The organism is Streptomyces changanensis (genome assembly GCF_024600715.1).
GTDB classification, from domain to species: Bacteria; Actinomycetota; Actinomycetes; order Streptomycetales; family Streptomycetaceae; genus Streptomyces; species Streptomyces changanensis.
Genome location: NZ_CP102332.1, coordinates 4,968,411 through 4,987,937, shown reverse-complemented (window position 1 = coordinate 4,987,937; position 19,527 = coordinate 4,968,411). Strand labels below are relative to the sequence as shown.

13 protein-coding genes are annotated in these 19,527 nt (G+C 73.3%); 5 read left to right on the top strand and 8 right to left on the bottom strand.

Annotated features, from left to right (window positions below):
* Positions 1–320: 320 nt before the first annotated feature.
* Entirely contained in the window at positions 321–4,295 is a 3,975-nt protein-coding gene (gene eccCa, locus NRO40_RS22155) for a type VII secretion protein EccCa (protein WP_079047308.1), read from the top strand.
* 313 nt (positions 4,296–4,608) lie between these two features.
* Here eccCa and NRO40_RS22150 read toward each other — a convergent pair whose 3' ends face one another.
* The 7 genes from NRO40_RS22150 to eccB form a co-directional block, all read right to left on the bottom strand.
* The gene (locus NRO40_RS22150) at positions 4,609–4,911 is read right to left on the bottom strand and encodes a WXG100 family type VII secretion target (protein ID WP_058943789.1); all 303 of its coding nucleotides are present in this window, start codon (positions 4,909–4,911) and stop codon (positions 4,609–4,611) included.
* Between the two features lie 60 nt (positions 4,912–4,971).
* Positions 4,972–5,331, bottom strand: a complete 360-nt coding sequence (locus NRO40_RS22145) for a WXG100 family type VII secretion target (RefSeq protein ID WP_058943790.1) — start codon at positions 5,329–5,331, stop codon at positions 4,972–4,974.
* Positions 5,332–5,419: 88 nt separating this feature from the next.
* Positions 5,420–6,685, bottom strand: a complete 1,266-nt coding sequence (locus tag NRO40_RS22140; protein WP_058943791.1) for a S8 family serine peptidase — start codon at positions 6,683–6,685, stop codon at positions 5,420–5,422.
* Positions 6,686–6,711: 26 nt separating this feature from the next.
* Positions 6,712–8,415, bottom strand: coding sequence for a hypothetical protein (locus NRO40_RS22135; protein ID WP_058943792.1), 1,704 nt, complete (start codon positions 8,413–8,415; stop codon positions 6,712–6,714).
* A 5-nt stretch (positions 8,416–8,420) separates the two neighbouring features.
* Positions 8,421–8,843, bottom strand: coding sequence for a hypothetical protein (locus NRO40_RS22130; RefSeq protein ID WP_058943793.1), 423 nt, complete (start codon positions 8,841–8,843; stop codon positions 8,421–8,423).
* Positions 8,844–9,077: 234 nt separating this feature from the next.
* Positions 9,078–10,400 (bottom strand): type VII secretion-associated serine protease mycosin, encoded by a 1,323-nt coding sequence (gene mycP / locus NRO40_RS22125; RefSeq protein ID WP_079047309.1) that lies wholly within the window; start codon positions 10,398–10,400, stop codon positions 9,078–9,080.
* A 17-nt stretch (positions 10,401–10,417) separates the two neighbouring features.
* On the bottom strand, positions 10,418–11,950 hold the full coding sequence (eccB, locus tag NRO40_RS22120) for a type VII secretion protein EccB (RefSeq protein ID WP_058943794.1): 1,533 nt from the start codon (positions 11,948–11,950) through the stop codon (positions 10,418–10,420).
* A gap of 184 nt (positions 11,951–12,134) precedes the next feature.
* On the opposite strand from eccB, the gene eccE reads away from it, so the two are divergent.
* The 4 genes from eccE to NRO40_RS22100 all read left to right on the top strand — a co-directional run bounded on the left by eccE (position 12,135) and on the right by NRO40_RS22100 (position 18,381).
* On the top strand, positions 12,135–13,505 hold the full coding sequence (gene eccE, locus NRO40_RS22115; protein WP_198549416.1) for a type VII secretion protein EccE: 1,371 nt from the start codon (positions 12,135–12,137) through the stop codon (positions 13,503–13,505).
* Positions 13,505–14,221, top strand: a complete 717-nt coding sequence (locus NRO40_RS22110) for a hypothetical protein (protein WP_058943795.1) — start codon at positions 13,505–13,507, stop codon at positions 14,219–14,221. Before eccE ends, NRO40_RS22110 begins: the two co-directional genes overlap by 1 nt.
* 280 nt (positions 14,222–14,501) lie before the next feature.
* A complete protein-coding gene (locus tag NRO40_RS22105) occupies positions 14,502–14,735 on the top strand; it encodes a DUF397 domain-containing protein (protein ID WP_058943796.1) in 234 nt (77 codons plus the stop codon).
* A gap of 508 nt (positions 14,736–15,243) precedes the next feature.
* Positions 15,244–18,381 carry an SCO5717 family growth-regulating ATPase gene (locus NRO40_RS22100; protein WP_058943797.1) on the top strand — a complete coding sequence of 1,046 codons (3,138 nt, stop codon included), beginning with the start codon at positions 15,244–15,246 and terminating at the stop codon, positions 18,379–18,381.
* Between the two features lie 174 nt (positions 18,382–18,555).
* Here the strand turns inward: NRO40_RS22100 and NRO40_RS22095 are convergent, their stop codons facing one another.
* On the bottom strand, positions 18,556–19,512 hold the full coding sequence (locus NRO40_RS22095) for a bifunctional riboflavin kinase/FAD synthetase (protein ID WP_079047310.1): 957 nt from the start codon (positions 19,510–19,512) through the stop codon (positions 18,556–18,558).
* Positions 19,513–19,527: the final 15 nt, after the last annotated feature.

Sequence of the window (19,527 nt, the reverse complement as noted above, 5' to 3'; positions counted from 1 at the left end):
TTTCCGTGGCTCGGTGGTTTTCCGTGGCGCGGTGGTCCGGGACGTCGCGGAACCGGGACCGACGCCCCGTCGTGCGGGGTCCGGTCCGGTGGTGTTCGGGCCCGTACGGCCGGGTCCCGGCGCCGCCACGGACGCGGTGCCCGGGATGCGCTCCGAATGTCCCTTGTTTTGCGGTAGTTCACGGCTGCGCAAATCCGTCGCGTCACCCTACCGCCCGGCCCCCGACCCCCACGCAAGTAGGATCCCCATCCGCGGATGGAACCCGTCGCCACGGGGGCGCCGATAGGAACGTTTCCGTCCGGCAAGGGAATTGGTGAGCTGTGAGTCAGATCGTCGTCAAGCGCCCACCACGGGTCCTGCCGTCCGAAGTGCCCAGTACCCAGGTGCAGGTGCAACCACCTCCCGAACTGCCCCGCGGGCAGCAGGAGGGCGCTCTGATGCAGATCCTGCCGATGCTCGGCATGGGCGGGTCGGTCGTGTTCTTCTTCATGACGCCGAACCCGATCATGCGGATCATGGGCATGATCATGATCGCGTCGACCCTGGGCATGGGCATAGCCATGCTGGTGCGCTACCGGCGCGGCACGCAGGGGCAGCTGGCGGACCTGCGGCGCGACTACCTGACGTACCTGCACCAGACGCGGCGCGCGGTGCTGCGGACGGCGCGGATCCAGCGGGACGCCCAGTTCTACCTGCACCCCTCCCCCGAGCAGCTGTGGGCGCTCGTCGCCGAGGGCAGCCGGGTGTGGGAGCGGCGCGTGGGAGACGACGACTTCGGTCAGGTCCGCGTCGGCCTGGGCAGCCAGCAGCTGGCCACTCCCCTCGTACCCCCGGAGACGGCGCCGGTGGACGACCTGGAGCCGCTGACCGCCGGGGCGATGCGCCGGTTCCTGACCACGCACGGCACGCTCGACGGACTGCCCATGGCGGTGTCGCTGCGGGCGTTCTACCACGTCACGGTGAGCGGTGAGCAGGAGTCGGTACGGGCCGCCGCGCGCGCGATGGTCGGCTCGCTGGCGTCGCTGCACTCGCCGGAGGACCTGGTCGTCGCCGTCGCGACGAGCCAGGACGCGGCCGCCCAGTGGGAATGGGCCAAGTGGCTGCCGCACGTGCAGGCGCGCGGCGCGGTCGACGGGGCGGGCACGCGCCGTCTCATCACGACGGACCCGACGGATCTGCAGGACCTCCTCGCCGGGCTGCTGGAGGGGCGGCCCCGGTTCCACGGCGGGGACAACCCGCTGCTGGACCAACCGCACCTGGTGGTGGTCCTCGACGGGCAGACGGTCCCGCCGATGTCGCCGCTCGCCGCGCCGGAGGGCCTCCAGGGCGTCACGATCGTCGAGGTCGTCCGCGGTGAGGGCGCCGGGGCGCGCGGGCAGCTGTCGGTGGTCGTGCACCCCGGTGAGCTGCGCCTGGAGTCGGGCCACGGTCACGTGTACGAGGGCACGCCGGACGGGCTGAGCTTGGAGGCGGCGGAGGCGCTCGCCCGGCAGATGGCGCCGCTGCGGGTGGCGTCGGGCGGGGACGACGACGAGCCGCTGCTGGCGAACCTGGAGTTCACCGACCTGCTGAACCTGGGCGACGCCGCGTCGGTCGACGTCAGCCGCACCTGGCGGCCGCGTTCGCAGTCGGAGCGGCTGCGCGTGCCGATCGGTGTCGGCGAGGACGGTTCGCCGGTCATGCTCGACCTGAAGGAGGCCGCACAGGAGGGCATGGGCCCGCACGGACTGTGCGTCGGCGCGACCGGTTCCGGCAAGTCCGAGCTGCTGCGCACGCTGGTGCTGGGCCTCGCGGTCACGCACTCGTCGGAGACACTGAACTTCGTCCTCGCGGACTTCAAGGGCGGCGCGACCTTCGCCGGCATGTCGCAGATGCCGCACGTCGCGGCCGTCATCACCAACCTGGCGGACGACCTGACGCTCGTCGACCGCATGGGCGACTCCATCCGCGGCGAGCTCAACCGCCGCCAGGAGATGCTGCGCGACGCGGGCAACTACGCGAACATCCACGACTACGAGAAGGCGCGCGCGGCGGGCGCCGCGCTGCAGCCGATCCCGTCGCTCGTCCTCGTCATCGACGAGTTCAGCGAGCTGCTCACCGCGAAGCCCGACTTCATCGAGATGTTCGTGCAGATCGGCCGCATCGGCCGGTCCCTCGGCGTGCACCTGCTGCTCGCGTCGCAGCGTCTGGAGGAGGGCCGGCTGCGCGGCCTGGAGACGTACCTGTCGTACCGGGTCGGTCTGCGGACCTTCTCCACGGCCGAGTCGCGGGCGGCGATCGGGGTGCCCGACGCGTACCACCTGCCGAACGTGCCGGGTTCCGGCTACCTGAAGTACGGCACGGACGAGATGGTGCGGTTCAAGGCCGCGTACGTCTCCGGCGTGTACCGCTCCGGCACGCAGGCGCTGGCCGACTCAGGCGGCTCCCTGCCGGTGGACCGGCGGCCGGTGCCGTTCACGGCGGCACCGGTGCCGATCCGGTACGTGCAGCCGTCGGCGCGGGCGGTCCGCCCGGAGGGCGGCCGGGTGGAGGACGAGGCGCTGGCCGACTCGGTCCTCGACGTCATCGTGCGCCGGCTGGAGGGGCGCGGCGTGGAGGCCCACCAGGTGTGGCTGCCGCCGCTGGACAACCCGCCGCCGCTGGACGAGCTGCTGCCGGGCCTCTCCGAGGTGCCGGGCCGCGGGCTGACCCAGCCGGGCTTCGAGGGCGCGGGCCGGCTGGTCGTGCCGCTGGGCGTCGTCGACAAGCCCTTCGAGCAGCGTCGCGACACCCTGTACCGGGACTTCTCCGGCGCGGCCGGCCACATGCAGATCGTGGGCGGCCCGCAGTCCGGCAAGTCGACGCTGCTGCGGACGCTCGTCTCGGCGTTCGCGCTCACGCACACGCCGCAGGAGGTGCAGTTCTACGGCCTCGACTTCGGTGGTGGCGGCCTGTCGTCGGTCGCCGGCCTGCCGCACGTGGGCGGCGTGGCCTCCCGCCTCGACCCGGAGCGGGTGCGGCGCACGGTCTCCGAGGTGTACGGCATCCTGTCGCGCCGCGAGGAGTACTTCCGCGCGTCCGGCATCGACTCGATCGGCACGTACCGGCGGCTGCGGGCGCGGGGCGACATCTCGGTGACGGACCAGCCGTTCGGCGACGTGTTCCTCGTCATCGACGGCTGGGGCAGCTTCCGCACCGACTACGAGGGGCTGGAGCACCTCGTGATGGACATCGCGGCGCGCGGCCTCGGCTACGGCATCCACCTGGTCCTCACCGCGTCCCGGTCCATGGAGGTGCGCGCCAACCTCAAGGACCACCTGATGAACCGGCTGGAGCTGCGGCTCGGTGACCCGATGGACTCCGAGCTGGACCGCCGGGTCGCGCAGAACGTCCCGGCCGGGGTGCCGGGACGCGGACTCACGCCGGAGAAGCTGCACTTCATGGCGGCGGTGCCGCGCATCGACAGCATCAACTCCGACAGCGACCTGTCGGAGGCGACCGCGGCGATGGCGCAGGAGGTGTCCCGCCACTGGACGCTGCCGGGCGCCCCGGCCGTACGGCTCCTGCCGCGCGAACTGCCGGCGCGGAACCTCCCCGCGGGCTTCGCCCACCCGGAGCGCGGCGTCGCCTTCGCGATCGACGAGAACAACCTGGCCCCGGTCTTCGTCAACTTCGAGAAGGACCCGTTCTTCCTCGTCTTCGGCGAGAGCGAGTCCGGCAAGACGAACCTGCTGCGGCTGCTCATCAAGCAGCTGAGCGAGCGGTACGACGGCGACAGCTGCAAGCTGTTCGTCATCGACAACCGGCGCGCGCTGCTGGACGCGACCCCGGCGACGCACCTGGCCGAGTACGTGCCGATGTCCAACAACATGGACCACCACGTCGAGGCCCTGTCGGGGCTGATGCGGCGCCGCACCCCGTCGGAGGACGTCACGGCGCAGCAGCTGCGGGACCGCAGCTGGTGGCAGGGGCCGACGGTGTACGTCGTCGTGGACGACTACGACCTGGTGTCGACGTCCAGCGGCAACCCGCTGGCGGCGCTCACCGAACTGCTGCCGTTCGCCCGGGACGTCGGCGTCCGCTTCATCATCGCCCGCAACTCGGCGGGCGCGAGCCGCTCGTCCTACGAGCCGTTCATGCAGCGCATGATGGAGCTCGGCGCGCAGGGCGTGCTCCTGTCGGGCGACCCGCACGAGGGCGAGGTGCTCGGTGGGGTCCGCCCCCGCCCGATGCCCCCGGGCCGTGGCGTGTTCGTCTCCCGCCAGCGCGGCAACCCGCTGGTGCAGACCGGCCTCATGCCGTCGGACGTGCGGTAGCGGCGGTAGGGGCGGTAGCTGGGACGGGTACCGCGTCCGGGCTCGGGCTCGGGTACGGGTACGGGATCGGGTCCGGGATCGGGATCGGCGTTGGGGGCGCTCGCTGTGGCGGGCGCCCCCCTCGGCGTGTGCGGGTGTTGCGTGGCTGCCGCCTGGGGCCTTCGGGGCTCGGGGCCGGCGCCCGTTGCCTCTGGTCCTTGCGCCTGGGGGGTTGGGGCGCGGGGCCTGGGGTCGGTCGTGGGCATGGAGAAGGGGCGGACACCTCCCGCGCGTGTCCGCCCCTGTCACTCAGGCCGCTCGCGGCCTGGCACGCTCACATGAAGTTCGACGCGGCCTTCTTGTCGCCCTGCTGGTACGCCGGGGCTGCCTCGCGGACCGCGTTCGAGATCTGGATCAGCGAGGTGTGGATGGCCATCGCCTTGCGGTCCCACTCGGCCTGCGCGGTGTTGTACGCCTCACGGGCGTCACCCTGCCAGAGCTCCGAGATCGAGTTGATCTTGGCCTTGATGGCCTTCAGGCTCTGGTCGAGGCGGTCCGCCTGCTTCTTGATGTCACGCGCGGCGTCCTCGAGCCGCGCGTAAGTGACGATCATCGTGCCGTCGTTGTTGTTCGCCATCGGTCCTCCAACCGCGTCAAGCTTGGTGTACCGGCCGAGAGGTGCACGGCCGGGGGTGGATCAGTAGTTGTTGAGGTTCGAGGTGCGGGCCTCGGCCTTGGCGTCACCGGAGTAGCCGTCGACGACGTCGACACCGCGGAGGGCGGCCTCGACCTCGGTGTCGGTGTTGCCGGCGATGGTGCGCGCGGCCTGAATGGCCTCCTGGTAGTTCAGGAGGAGCTTGCCGATGTCCACCATGTTCCGGTTGATCGCGTCCTGCTTCTGGTTGAACGCACCGGCACCGATACCGGCCCAGGCGCCTTCCAGGCTGTCGATCGTGGCCTGCAGGACGGACAGCTGGCTCTTGACGTCGTCGAAATTGCTGGAGAGCTCGTCCTGGAGCCCCTTCAGCGCAACGCCATTGACCTTCTGGACTGCCATGCGGTGTCTTCCTCTCTGGAGGGTCTCGGTGGTCCGGTTCACCACCGTCGAATGCGGGCGGGCTCGGACCCGCCGCTCGTGGGTCCGGCTAGGGGGTACGGCGCCTGCGGGCGAGGACGAAGGCGCCTCCCGCCACGACGACCACGGCCGCGGCGCCGCCGAGCACGAGGCCGAGCGGCATCCCGTCATCGGCCTTCGCGGCGTTCTCGCTGGAGCCTGCCACGGTCGAGCCGGGAGCGGGCGCGTCCTGCGGGCTCTGTGACGAACCTGGTGCAGACGTGCCGGGTGAGGCGGATGCGGCGGGTGAGGCGGACGAACCGCCGCCGGCCGCCGCGGTGTTCTCGTCCGCGAGCGGACTCACACCCGGGTCACCGGGCTTGCCCAGCCCCCGGGTGAGGTGGGCGTTGGGGCGGACCACACCGTGGCCGGCGTGGCTGCTGACCTTGCCCTTCCAGTCCTCGCCCTTACCGGCGCTCTCGAACATGACGCGCAGCACCTGGTTGGCCGTCCAATCGGGGTGCGCGGACCAGATGAGAGCGGCGGAGGCGGAGGCGATGGCGGTGGCGTGGCTGGTGCCTTGCTGTCCGGTGCAGTACTGGGTGAACTTGGCGTCGCACCAGCCCGGGATGTCCTTCCCCGGCGCGGCGAGATCCACGTAGGAACCGTGCTGGGAGAACTCCGCGACGACTCCTTCACTGGTGGTCGCGGTTACGCCGACGACCTCCGGCAAAGCAGCCGGGTAACTCCGCTTGTTGTCCTTGTCCCCGTTGTTGCCGGTCGCCGCGAAGAGCAACTTCCCCTTGCTGCGGGCGTACTGGGCCGCCTTGACCATGCGGTCGGTCTTGAACTCCGTGCCGATGGACATGCTGATGATCCGGGCATCGGTGTCAGCCGCAGCACGGATGGCGTCTTCGATATCCCACGCGTTCTTGTCGTACGCGCTGTCCTTGACGCCGATGCGAACGGGCAGGACCTTCGCGCCGGGGGCCAGGCCCTGGATGCCTCCATCGCGGCCGGTACCAGCGATGAGCTCCGCCATGGTCGTGCCATGGCCGTCATAGTCGTCCGTCTTGCCGTCCGTCTTCGTGACGTCGACACCTTCGAGTACCTGCCCCTTCAGGGAGGCGGTGGAAGCATTGATGCCGGAGTCGACCACCGCAACCTTGATGCCCTTGCCCGTGCTCTTCTTCCAGATGTCGTCGACGTGCATGGCGTCCAGATACCACTGCTCGGCACGCATGTCGGCGGCCGCGGCGGAGGGAGCCAGGCCGGCGAACCCGACAGCCCACGCACCCACGAGCGCGAGACTGCACGTCAGGCGCTTGCGTGCACGCGTCGTCTTTCCTGCTGCCATCCTGGCTCCCTGCACCTTTCGCACGATCAGTTGATCACTGGCGGGACGGCACCACGCCGCCGCACCGCCCATGTCTCTTCGTCTTCGATCAGGTAGTCCGGTCGCTCGGAGCCGGTGGTCTCCTCGTCCTTGCCCGCGGGCCGCTGGGCCCGGGGTGCGACACCGCCGCGAGGCGTGCCCACCACTCCGTTGACGCTCGGGGTGCCGCGACCAGCCGGACGCGGACCAGCCGCACCCGGTGCGCCGACCACGCCGCTCTGACCGGGACGGACGGCGGAGCCGCGCGCCTGGGCGGAGCCCTCGCCACCGATCACCATTCCACGCGGGATGCGGGAGCCGGAACCGGAGGGACCCGACGCCGTGCGCTGCTGCGGCGTACCGCCGACGATTCCGGTCGGCCGGCCGACGGCCGGTGCCGGACCGCCGCCCGCACGCCCGGTCATGGGACCGGAAGTGCCGGAGGTGGCGCGTCCCGTGACGGGCTGCTGTCCCGGTCCGCCGACCACGTTCGGGCGCCCGGTCGGGCCTGCCGGGGTCGGGGCGCCGGTGGGCCGGCCGACGACGTTCGTCTGCCCCGGCCCTGTCGGGCGGGGTGCCACAGGGCCGCTCTGGCCGCCCCCCGCACGCCCCACGGCCTGCGGGGGACCACCGGCCTTGGTGACGGACGGCGGGTTCGCGAACCGGCCGCCACCTCCCTTGCGCCCCTGGCTCGGCAGTCCGGGTGCCACGGGCGGCACGAGCGGGCCGGTGCCCCCACTGGGGGGGCCGGTGGGAGTCGGGGGCGGCGTCGACGTCGTGGGCAGGGTCGGCGCGGGCGGGGTTGCAACCGTGTCGATCCGCATGGAGGTATCCGGCAACGGCTGGGCCGGTGCCCCGTCGGGCAGCTGAGGACGCATGCCGCTCGGCGTGTCCGTCCGGCCGGCCATCCGCGGCGCGTCGGCGTGGGACGTCTCACCAGTCGACGCGCCCGTCAACACCGCGGGTGCTGCGGAGCCCTTGTCCGCACCATACGTTCCCGTGGAGGTGGGCCTCGGCACGTCCACCTTCAACCGATTCGGCAGCTTCGGAGGCTCCTGGGCGGCCAGGGTCATCTCCGAGACCGCGTAGAACGACGCCAGGCGGTTGATCTGGTTGATCGCCTCCTGGCGGTCGCGCTCCGCCTTGACGGCCTTCTGGTAGTCCTCGTTGTCCGCCGTGCGCTTGTCCGGGGGGAACTCCGTGGGCTTCTTCGGGTCGGGGCGGCCGTCGCGGGGCGGCCTGGCGTTGCGGACGGAGGTGAGGCCCTCGCTCGCGACCTTCATCTGCGCGCCGACGACGTTGGCGAAGCTCGCGAGGTTGAAGGTGTAGGTGGCGAGCTCGGCCGCGTACCGCTGGAACTCGGTGCCCGCCTCTCCCTTGAGGTCGACGACCGCGGCGTCCTTCTTGAGCGCGTTCGCGGCCTTGTTGAGCTCCTTGCACGCCTGCTGGAGGGCGTCGCCCGCGGCTTCGAGGTCGCTGGGGTTGGCCGCTTCGAGAACGTCCAGGATGGCGTTCAGCTGGGCGTTCTCGAAGTTCGTCTTGCCGAGGAGGCCGCCGGGGCCGCTGCCGGGGCCCATGCCCATGCGCTCGAACGCGGCCGAGAGGCGCTCGGCGGTGTCGGTGGCGGTGAAGCGGGCCTTGATGGTCGAGGCGTCCTGGACCTGCTGCTGCTCGGGCGTGAGGTTCTGGTTCTTCTTGTCGTCGCTCGTCATCGGCCTTACCCCATGTCCTTCGCGACGGTGTTGGACTGCTCGTCCGGCTTGTGCTGCTTATCGCGCTCCTGCTGGGCGTCGACGGCCACGTCGACCCGGCTGGCGATGCTGTGGAAGCGGCGGCGGGTGTCCTCGTCGACGTTGTCCAGACCGACGTCGGTCGCACGGACGCCCAGGCGGAGCAGTTCCATCTGGTCGGCGAGGAGCTTGGAGAGGGACACCAGCTCCTTGTGGACGCGGGCGTACTGCTTGTAGAAGCCGTCGGCCTCCGCGAAGGGGAGGTTGCCACCGCTGAAGGCGCCGCGCTCCACGGTGTGCTGGGCCACCTTGGAGCTGCTGCCCGGACCGGTCTCGAGATCGCTCAGCAGGCCGTTGATGCTCGACTGGAATTTCTGCAGCGCGCCTGCGCCGCGCTCAAGGTCGCCCATGACCCGTCTTCCTCCCCGTTGTCACCGCTGTCACGCATTGCGTTCGCACTCGTGTAGCAAGGTGCCGATCGCACGCGTGTCACTCTATCCAGTGCCTCTGACAGCCCCAAGTGCCGTGTGTGCCAAGCGCCTTCCGTCGGAAGACGACGGAAGGCGGGCCTCCGGTTGCATGTACACCGTCATCGCCGTCCCCCTGCCGTCCGTCGTCCCCGGCCGTCCGGCAGCCGTCGACCGTCAACCGTTCGCGGTGCGGGCGGAACCACGGCGGCGGGCGTCGCGGATGGCGACCGCGATACCGGCGATGGCGGCGACGAGGACGCCGCCGCCCACGACGACGTAGGTCGCGAGGCGGGCGTCGCGCTGTTCGGGCGTCTCACCCAGGTGGAGTGCGGCCGGTGTCGGCGGCTCCGCCTTGGTGACGCCCTCGTGGGCGACCGGGGCCTCCAGGGGCTTGTCGTCCTCCGTCAGGGCCCGTACCGGATCCACGACGCCCCACCCTACAAGCCGGTCGTGGCCGGCCACCGACCGCTCCGCGGTCTGCTGGAGCTGCGCGACGATCTGTTCCTGCGTCCAGTCGCCGTGCTTGGCCTTGACGAGGGCGGCGACGGCCGCGACGTACGGGGCGGAGAAGCTCGTTCCGTTGTCGGCACAGTGGCCGCCGCCCGGCACCGTTGTGATCATGTCCACACCCGGCGCGGCGATCCCGACGAAGTCGCCGGACTGGGAGAAGGCGGCCCGCTCGTTGTTGCGGTCGGAGGCGGCGACGGCGAGGACGCCCTCGTAGGAGGCCGGGTACGTCTTCTTGTCGGTGCCGTCGATGCCGTCGTTGCCCGCCGACGCGACGACGACGATCTCCGCGTCCAGGGCCTTCTGCACGGCCTGCTTCAGCAGGGGCGTCGGCTCGATGGCGTTCGCCGTGTCCTGCGAGATGTTGATGACGTCGGCCTTCTCGTCGATCGCGTGCTGGATCGCCGTCGCCAGGGTCTTGGCCGTGCCGTTGCCGGTCGCGTCGTTCTGCTGGATGGGGATGATCGTCGCGTCGGGCGCCAGTCCGACGAAGCCGGTGCCCGGCGCGGGGCGGGCGGCGATGATGCCGGCGACCTTCGTGCCGTGGCCGACGGTGTCGGTCGTCCCGTCCTCTTTGCCCCGGTCGACCTTGTTGCCGTGTTCGTCCTTGGCGTCCTTCGGGATGAGGTTGACGCCGCTCTTGGTGTCGACGGCCGCCTTCAGCTGGGGGTGGCGGACGTCGACGCCCGTGTCGATGACGGCGACGCGCACGCCCTTGCCCGTGGACTGCTTCCACACCTCGTCGAGCAGGACGCGCTGCAGGGCCCACGGGCGGCCCTCGTACGGCTCGGCCGGGAACGTGCACTGGCCGGGCGTGTCCGCCGAGGCCGGGCCGGCGGGCAGGCACAGGACGGTGAGGGCGGCGGCGGCCGTCGCGGTCACCAGACGCCGGGTGCGGGAGCCGGTGACGGCGGGGGCCCCGGTGTGGGCACGCGCGCCGGTGAAGGCGCTGCGGGCGGGGGTGAGGATCCGGGTACGGGTGCGGTTCATCGCGGCGTCCTCCGGCCTCACGAGCCCTGCGGCTGGCGCGCCGCGGACGTCGACAGGCGGGGGCCGGTCGGCAGGAACGCGGACCAGGCCGCCGGTACGGGCACCGGGGCGACGTCCTTGTAGCCGAGCCGGTTCTGCGCCTGCTGTGCCTCCAGCAGGCGCGCCCGCTTCTCCTCGTCGGAGCCGGAGGAGCCGATGCCGGAGTCGCCGGCGGAGCTGTCGCCGTTGGACTGCATCGCGTACCGCAGGCCGGTGTCGGTGACGAGGAAGAGGAAGCCGGTGTCGGTGCGGGAGCCGGTGAACTGGCGGAAGAGCTGTCCCGCGCCGGGCGTCACGTACGCGCTGCTGGAGCCCGTGGGCAGCGGCGCCGGGAAGTCCTCGCCGGCCCAGGTGGCGAGCGTGGTGGAGCCGTCGTCCTCGTCCACCTCGTGCAGGACGTTGCAGACGGTGTTGCGGCTGCCCTCGCCCGTGCCGGCGGAGTTGACGGCGCGGGGTGCGGCCCGCGGCCACTTCTTGTCCTGGTTGAACGCCTCGCCCGGCACGAAGGCGCCTGGGCTGACCGAGGCGGCCTGGCCGTTCTGGCCGAGCTCGACGAGGTCGCGGCTGGCCAGCAGCAGCTTCGCCGTGAAGTCGGAGACGGGCGCCACCCGCCCCGGCAGGACGACGTAACTCTGCTTCTTCGTGCCGTCGGTGGCGGTGAGGACCATACCGACCCTGTTGATCTCGCCGTCCAGGCCGCCGGGCGCGTCGGCGGGGGCGCCGGGGCGCCCGTCGACGGTGGGGAAGGTGATCTCGTCGCCCTTGTGGAGGGTCTCCAGCCACGCGGCGGAGACGCGCTGCGGGACGCGGCCCTGGCCGACGAGCTGACGCAGCAGCAGCTCGTTCTTGCCGACCGGGTACGCGGTGCCGCCGGCGTCGACGATGTAGCGGGTGCGGTCGGGGGCGGGTCCCTCGACGTAGAGGAGGTCGCCGCCGCTGAGGCGGTCGTCTCCCTCGGTGCGGTTCTTCTCGCGCTCGGCGAAGACGAACGCGGCCTTCTGGATGGCGCGTCCGCCCTCCACGGGGCGTTCGCACACGGCCCACCGCTTCGCGGCGCCGGCCTCCTTCGGCTCGGGGAGCCGGTCGGGCGCGTACGGGATGCCGAGGGTGGCGCCGTGCGGGATCTTGCCGCTGTCGAGCACCGACTCGTCGACCTTGATGACCGTGCCCTTGTCGGGGAGGAGCAGGAGCTTCGCGGACGCCATGTTGAGGACGGGGTGGAGCTGGGTCGTCTTGCCGGTCTTCAGGACCACGTAGCGGGTCGTGGACTTGCTGGCGATGATGACGTTCTCGCCGGGCTTGTCCCAGCTCTTGGGTGCGACCGGGCGGAACATGCCCCACGCGCCGAACACGGCGAGGACGACGACACCGACGATGATCCCGGGCAGGACCGCGCGCAGGGGGCGGGGCGCGCTCTCCTCGGAACCGGTGGCGTTGGGCTGGAGGAATTGGGCGACGAGTCTCCGCTTCGCGAAGGTGTAGGCGTTGAGTTCGTCCCGGCGCGATGCCATGTGTCCGCTGTCCCTCTCCCCGCTGGGCTGCCGCGTTCCCCTGGTCACCAAGGGGCGGCCTCCGTCGTTACCGCCCCCCTACTATGCCTGCTGGCGGGGGGCCGCCTTTGCTCAGGTAGGGTGATCGCCCGGTCAACAGCCGTGGGAATCTCGGCTTTTACGGACACGAGGGGGCAACGCGGCGATGGGTACGGGGACGCGTGCGCGCACGAGGCGGTCCGGCGAGGGACGCCCGGCCCGTTCCCGGCGGCAACGCAGCAACGCCCACCAGGCCGGCGGTACCCGCCCGGTCCCGGCCGCGCCCGGTGGCGGCGCCGCGGGCGGCGGCCCGGTGCCGGCCCCGCGCCCGCTGTCGCGGGTGGGTCGTGTCGGGCCGTTCCAGCTGCGGCAGCTGGTGCTGGTGGAGCTGGCCCTGGCGCTCGCCGCGGTCGGTGTCGCGCTGGGCGGCCTGTGGATGGTCCCCACGATCACCGTCGCCGTCGTGCTGCTGCTCCTCGCGGTGGTCCGCCGGCGCGGCCAGGCCGTGCAGGACTGGTCGTCGACGGCGCTGGCGCTGCGCGCCCGCCGCCGGGCCTCGGAGCCGGCCGCCGTGGACGTGGACCCGTCGCTGGCACCGATCGTCGAGGGTCTGCCGGGCTTCCGGCCCTTCCCGTACGTCGACCGGAAGCGGCGCACCGTCGGCATGCTCGGCGACGGGTCCTTCCTCACGGCGGTCGTGCGCGTCGAGGCGAGCGGTGCCGCGCCGCGGCCGGCGTTCGGCGCGCGGTCGCTGCCGCTGTCCCTGCTGGGCGGGGCGCTGGAGGTCGACGACATCGTGCTGGAGTCGGTGCAGCTGGTGCAGCAGGTGCGGTCCGCGCCCGCGCCGCACCTGCCGCAGCAGGCCGTGGCCCGGCTCTCGTACGTCCCGCTCCAGGAGCGCACCGGGGCGCCCGCCCTGCGGATGACGTGGGTGGCGCTGAAACTGGACCCGGAGCGCTGCCGGGAGGCCATCGAGGCGCGCGGCGGCGGGATCGAGGGCGCCCAGCGGTGTCTGGTCCGCGCGGCCGACCACGTCGCGAGCAGGCTCACCGGCGCCGGTTTCGAGGCCGTCGTCCTGGACCAGGAGGAGCTGAACTCCACCATGGCGACGGCGGCCTGCGCGAGCCCCCGGCTGGCGGCCCGCGCCCACCGCCCGGACGCCACGCCGCAGCGCCGCACGGTCGAGACGGCCCGCGTCTGGCGGTGCGACGACCGCTGGCACACGACGTACGCGGTGGGCCGCTGGCCCGACCTGGGAGGGAGCGGGGGCACTCCGCTGGCCGGCCTGGTGTCGCTGCTCACCGCGACGCCCGCCCACGCGACGACCTTCAGCCTCGCCCTGCACCGCGGCGTGCGGCAGGGCGCCGTGGACGTGGCCGGGTACGTCCGGATCACCGGCGGCTCGGACACCGAACTCATCGGGGTGCGGCGCGCGTTGGAGCAGGCCGCGCGGTCGGCGAAGGTCGGGCTGGTGCGGCTCGACCGCGAGCAGCTGCCCGGAGTGCTGGCGACGCTGCCGCTGGGAGGGACGCAGTGATGTTCGGATCGCGTACGCGACGCGCCCCGCGCGGGTTGATCGGCCCGCGCCACGCCGGTCACCGCGTGGCCGCGGAGGGCCTGGGGGCGCTGGCCCTGCCCGTCGGCGACGACGGCGTGGTCATCGGGGACGACGCCGAGGGCAACCCGCGCATCGTCGGCTTCCACCGCTCCACGCCGTACGACGTGCTGCTCATCGGCGGACTGTGGACGGCGCAGGTGCTGGCGCTGCGCGCGGCCGGCACGGGCGCGCGGGTCGCGGTCGAGACGGGCCGGGCGCAGGCGTGGACGACGCTGGCGCACGCGGCGGGCGCGGGCCTGGAGTGCGTCACGCTGCACGACGTGGGCCGCGTGCCGCCGATGGGCGCCACGGTCGGCAGCCCGGTCGTGGTGGTCCGCGACTGCGGCATGCGGCCGCCGCGCGGCCGGGTGGTGTCGTCGCCCTGGCAGTCGGTGCTGACGCTGCTGCCGTACCTGAGTCCGGTCGCGCCGCGGCTCATGCGGGCCGCGACGCTCGTCGGCGTCCAGCGGGTCTCCCCGCAGGAGGCGGAGCAGATCGGCCGCATACTCGGCCTGGCGCGCGCCGAGTACGAGGCCCTGCCGACGCTCGCCGACGGGGTGACCCTGTGGTGCGCGGGGCGGGAGCGGCACTGGGTGATGACGGGCGCGACCGACGCCGAGACGGGTCTGCTGGGCGTGGCCCGCCGCATGGACTGACGGTCCTGAGGCTCCTGACGGCACTGAGGGCCCTGTGGGTGATCCTGATGGGTGGGACCCTGACGGGTGGGGCCCTGACGGGTTGACGTGTGCATGGGCCTGGCCGGTGTCCCTGACGGTCCCTAAGGGACCGGGTGGCGACCTGTCAAGCGCACCGGGCGGGGGGCTGTCCGCGGCCTAGGATGCCGGAGGACGTGGCGCGGACCGCACGCGCACACGACCGGGCGGGGCCCCGACGGGACCGTGTCCGCCCCAGCCGTTACCGAAAGGAACTCGAGCGATGGGCAGCGCACAGGAGAAGGACGAGCTGTACGCCCTCGACATCTCCGGGGTCGAGTGGCAGGGCGCCCCCGGCACGTCGCCCGACGAGGAGCGCGTCGAGATCGCCCACCTGCCGGGCGGCGCGGTCGCGATGCGCTCGTCGCTGGACCCCGACACGGTGCTGCGCTACACGGAGGCGGAGTGGCGGGCCTTCGTGCTGGGCGCGCGGGACGGGGAGTTCGACCTGAAGTGACCCGCCGCGGCGCGGTGGTGAGCGGGCCCGTCGGCCCCGGTACTCCCGGGGCGGCGGGCCCGCGTCCTTCGGCGCGGGGGCGGGGAGTGGCGTGCGGGACGGGGTGGGTGCGACGGGGCGGGGTGGGTGCGGCGGGGGGGGCGGTGGGAGCGGTACGGCCACCGTGGGTGGGTCGGCGTTCGAGACCTGATTGTTGGATAGGCCGCACTGGTGTCCGGTGACATGAACGGCCCTCAGTTCATGTCCTTTCGACCCGTTTTGCTGGGGGCGGTGTTCACGGAGTGGTGTGGCGGCGTCACATGGTGGTGTGGTCGGGCGGTCGGGCGGTACCCCCACGGACCGACGGCCCTGACGCGCGGGCGCCATCGGCGATTAGGGTGGGAAGGGCCGGCCATGACCCCGCTCGGGCGTGTGGCGCCCAGAGGGGGAGAGCCGGGCTGACGGACGACAGGAACGGTCGCCCCCACCCATGACGGCACAAGGGTGCTCGACCACACCAGGAGGCAACGTGAACGGCGATCGGGACGAGATCCACCGGGGATGGAACGCTCCTCCCGTCGACGATCAGTCGGATGTGGACGCCGCCGAGATGACGGGTGAGTTCACCATCGACTACACCCCGCCCGCCTGGTACACGCAGAACGCCGGCGGCGCGGACACGTCGTCGCAGGGCGCCACGCCTCCGCCCCCTCCCCCGCCGCCGACCGGGCAGCCCATCGCCGTTCCCAGGCTGCCGCAGACGGGCGGTTTCCAGCCCTACCCGGCGCACGCCGCGCCGCCGGTACTGCCGGATCCGGCTTCTCCCCCCGCCCCGCCGGCCCCGCCGGCCCCACCGTCGACGGGCCAGGCGCCGGTGCGGGAGCCCGTCGCGCTCCCGGCCGAGCCCGTACGGTACGAGCCCTCCGGCGGCGGTGACGCCGGGGGCGGGGCCACCATGCTCTTCTCCCCCGCCGCCCCGCGGCCCGAGGCGGAGGCCGGGCACCCGGTCCCCGGCGCACCCGACGCCTCCGCACCGGCCGGCGACCGGCCGGAGGGGGCCACTCCCGCCGGCCCCGTCGTGACGACGGGGGGCGAGCCCTCCGAGGCGTCCCCGTCCACCGCTTACACCGTCGGGGACGGATCGGTGGCGGCGTACCCGGCCGACGCCGTCGCGGACGCCGATCGGACGCCCGACGAGACGCCCGCCGCGACCACCCCCGACGTGACGCCCGTCGCCCCGTACGCGTCCTCGGCGGGCGCGCCCGCCACGGACACCCCTGGAGGCGACCAGGCCGGCGGCGGCACGGCCGCCGCTGCGCCGAGTGACGGCCCGACAGCCGACGCCCCCACGCCGGACGCGGACGGCAGGTCCGAGGACGGCTCGTCCGCGGATGGCTCGTCCGCGGATGGCTCGTCCGCGGACGACGCACCCTCGGGCGACGCTCCCGCGGACGACGTCCCCGCGGACGAGCCGACGACCGCCGACACCCCGCTGGGCGAGGCCCCCGCCGGCCACGGCGACACCACTTCCCCGTCAGGCGACGGCACGGCACCCGCACCACAGCCGGGACCGCAGCCGCAGCCGCAGCCGCAGCCGCAGGCCGACGCGGTGGCCGCGCCCGCCGCTGCCGCCGTACCGCCCGCCCAGCCGTGGGCGCCGCAGCCCGAGGTTCCCGGCGCGCAGGTGCCCGGACTGCCGCCGCTGCCGCCCGCGTTCCAGCCCGCGGCTCCGGCGGCCGCCCCGCAGTGGCCCGTCCACTCCCCCGGCCCCGACCCGTCGGCCCAGCCCGCCCAGGCACCGGCAGCGACCGCGTGGCCCCCGTCGGCGCCCGCGCCCGGCGTACCGCCCCAGCAGGGGCCGGCCGCGCCCGCGCCGCGGGACGGTTACGGGTTCTCGCATCCGCACGCCCCGGCCGCCGCCCCCACCGGCCCGCAGCCGGGCCATCACGGGCAGCCGGGCCAACCACCCGCCGGGTACGGCTTCCCCCACGCCCCCGCCCCGACCCCGAGCCACCCCGGGCACCCCGGCCAGCCGGCCCAGCCGCCCGCCGGGTACGGCTTCCCGCACCCCGACGCCCAGGCCCACGCCCAGCCCCAGACGGCCCCGGGCCAGCACCAGCACCAGCCGCCGCACCCGCAGCACCAGCCGCCGCAGGCCCCGGCGTCCGGCGCCGTGCCGTCCGCGGATCCCCGTACCGCCGACCCGCGTACCGGTGCCGCCTGGCCGTCGGCCGTGACGCACGACCAGCGCCAGGCCTCGGTACCGGGCGCCCCGCTCGGGTACACCGCGGCCGTCGAGCTCTCCTCGGACCGCCTGCTCCGCAACACCAAGCAGAAGCCGAAGAGCAGCCGCAACCCGGCCGCCGCGTCCCGCTTCAAACTCGGCGGCAAGAAGGAGGAGGCGGAGCGGCAGCGCAAGCTCCAGCTGATCCGCACGCCCGTCCTGTCCTGCTACCGGATCGCCGTCATCTCCCTCAAGGGCGGCGTCGGCAAGACCACGACGACGACGGCGCTCGGTGCCACGCTCGCCAGCGAGCGGCAGGACAAGATCCTGGCGATCGACGCGAACCCGGACGCCGGCACGCTCGGCCGCCGCGTGCGCCGCGAGACCGGGGCGACCATCCGCGACCTCGTGCAGGCGATCCCGTACCTCAACTCCTACATGGACATCCGCCGGTTCACGTCGCAGGCGCCGTCCGGTCTGGAGATCATCGCCAACGACGTGGACCCGGCCGTCTCGACGACGTTCAACGACGCCGACTACCGGCGCGCGATCGACGTCCTCGGCCGCCAGTACCCGGTCATCCTCACGGACTCCGGCACGGGTCTGCTCTACAGCGCCATGCGCGGCGTCCTGGACCTCGCCGACCAGCTCATCATCATCTCGACGCCGTCCGTCGACGGTGCCTCCAGCGCCTCCACCACGCTCGACTGGCTCTCGGCGCACGGGTACGCGGATCTGGTGCAGCGCTCCATCACGGTCATCTCGGGCGTCCGCGAGACCGGCAAGATGATCAAGGTGGAGGACATCGTCCAGCACTTCGAGACGCGCTGCCGCGGCGTCGTCGTCGTGCCGTTCGACGAGCACCTCGCGGCGGGCGCCGAGGTCGACCTCGACATGATGCGGCCGAAGACGCGGGAGGCGTACTTCCACCTCGCCGCCATGGTCGCCGAGGACTTCACGCGCGCGCAGCAGGCCCAGGGGTTGTGGACGGGCGCGGGCCACGGCGCTCCGCCGCCGCAGATGGCCCCGCCGATGCCGGGCCACCAGAGCCAGCCGATGCCGGGTCAGCCGATGTCCGGCCAGCCCTACGGCGGCCGGCCGCCCGTACCGGGCCAGCCCGCGCCCGGCCGGCCCGCGGCACCCGGCGCGTACGCGCCCGCCCAGCCGGGCGCGGCCCAGGCGCCCGGCCAGCCCCTGCCCGGCGGCCCGTACGCCCAACCACAGCCCGCCCCGGGCCAGTTCCCGCCGTACGGGCAGCCCGGCGTGCCTCCGCAGGGGTGGCCGCAGCAGCCCCCGGCCGACCAGCAGCCCCACCAGGCACAGCAGCCACACCCGTACCCCGGGCAGCAGCCGGAGCCCCACGCCCCGGCCTCCCCGCCCGCGTGGCCCGAGCAGCCGCAACAGCAGCCGCAGCAGCCCCACCAGGCCCCGCCGCAGCAGTAGCCGGCGCCAGGGGACGCGTCCCGCCCGAGCGGCGGGCGCACGTCCGGCGGACGACGAGAGGGCCCGCACCGTCATCACGGTGCGGGCCCTCGGTCGTCCTTCGTCCCCAGGCGGCAGGCCCCAGGCCGTAGCCTGCCTGCCCCTGCCGTACCCGGCGTATGCGCGTACGCGCCGTTACGACGCCGCGTCGTACGCGCCGGTGAGGTCGCGGCAGCGCTTCACGTCGTCCCCGATCGCCTCCAGCAGCGCCTCGATCGACGCGAACTTCCGCTGGCCGCGCACGTACGCGAGGAAGTCGACCGCCACGTGCAGCCCGTACAGGTCGAGCCCGACCCGGTCGATGGCGTACGCCTCGACGGTCCGCTCCGTCCCGTCGAACTGCGGGTTGGTGCCGACCGAGATCGCCGCCGGCATCCGCTCGCCGTCGGCGGTCAGCCAGCCCGCGTAGACGCCGTCGGCGGGGATCGCCGTGTGCGGCAGGGTCTCGACGTTCGCCGTCGGGTAGCCGAGCTCGCGGCCGCGCTGCGCACCGCGGACGACCACGCCCTCGACGCGGTGCGGGCGGCCCAGGATCTCGGCGGCGCCCGTCACGTCGCCCTCGGCGACCAGACGGCGGGTCAGTGTGGAGGAGAACGGCTGCCCGCCGCCCGCCTCGCCCGTGACGTACAGGTCGACGACCTCGACCTCGTAGTCGTACGTCGCGCCCAGCTCGGTCAGGTAGTCGACGGTGCCGGCGGCGCGGTGGCCGAAGCGGAAGTTGGGCCCCTCGACCACGGCGCGCGCGTGCAACTTGTCGACGAGGACCTTCACGATGAAGTCCGCCGGGGACAGCTTCGAGAACTCGGCGGTGAAGGGGAGGATCAGCACCGCGTCGACACCGAGCTCCGCCATCAGCTCGGCCCGCCGGTGGTGGGGGGCGAGCAGCGGCGGGTGGCTGCCGGGCCGGACGACCTCCGAGGGGTGCGGATCGAAGGTGACGACCACGGCGGGCACGCCCAGCTCGCGGGCGCGCTCCACGGCCCGCCCGATGATCAGCTGGTGTCCACGGTGGACGCCGTCGTAGGAACCGATGGTGACGACGCTGCGCCCCCAGTCCTGGGGAATCTCCTCCAAGCCTCGCCAGCGCTGCACTGTGACCGCTCCTCG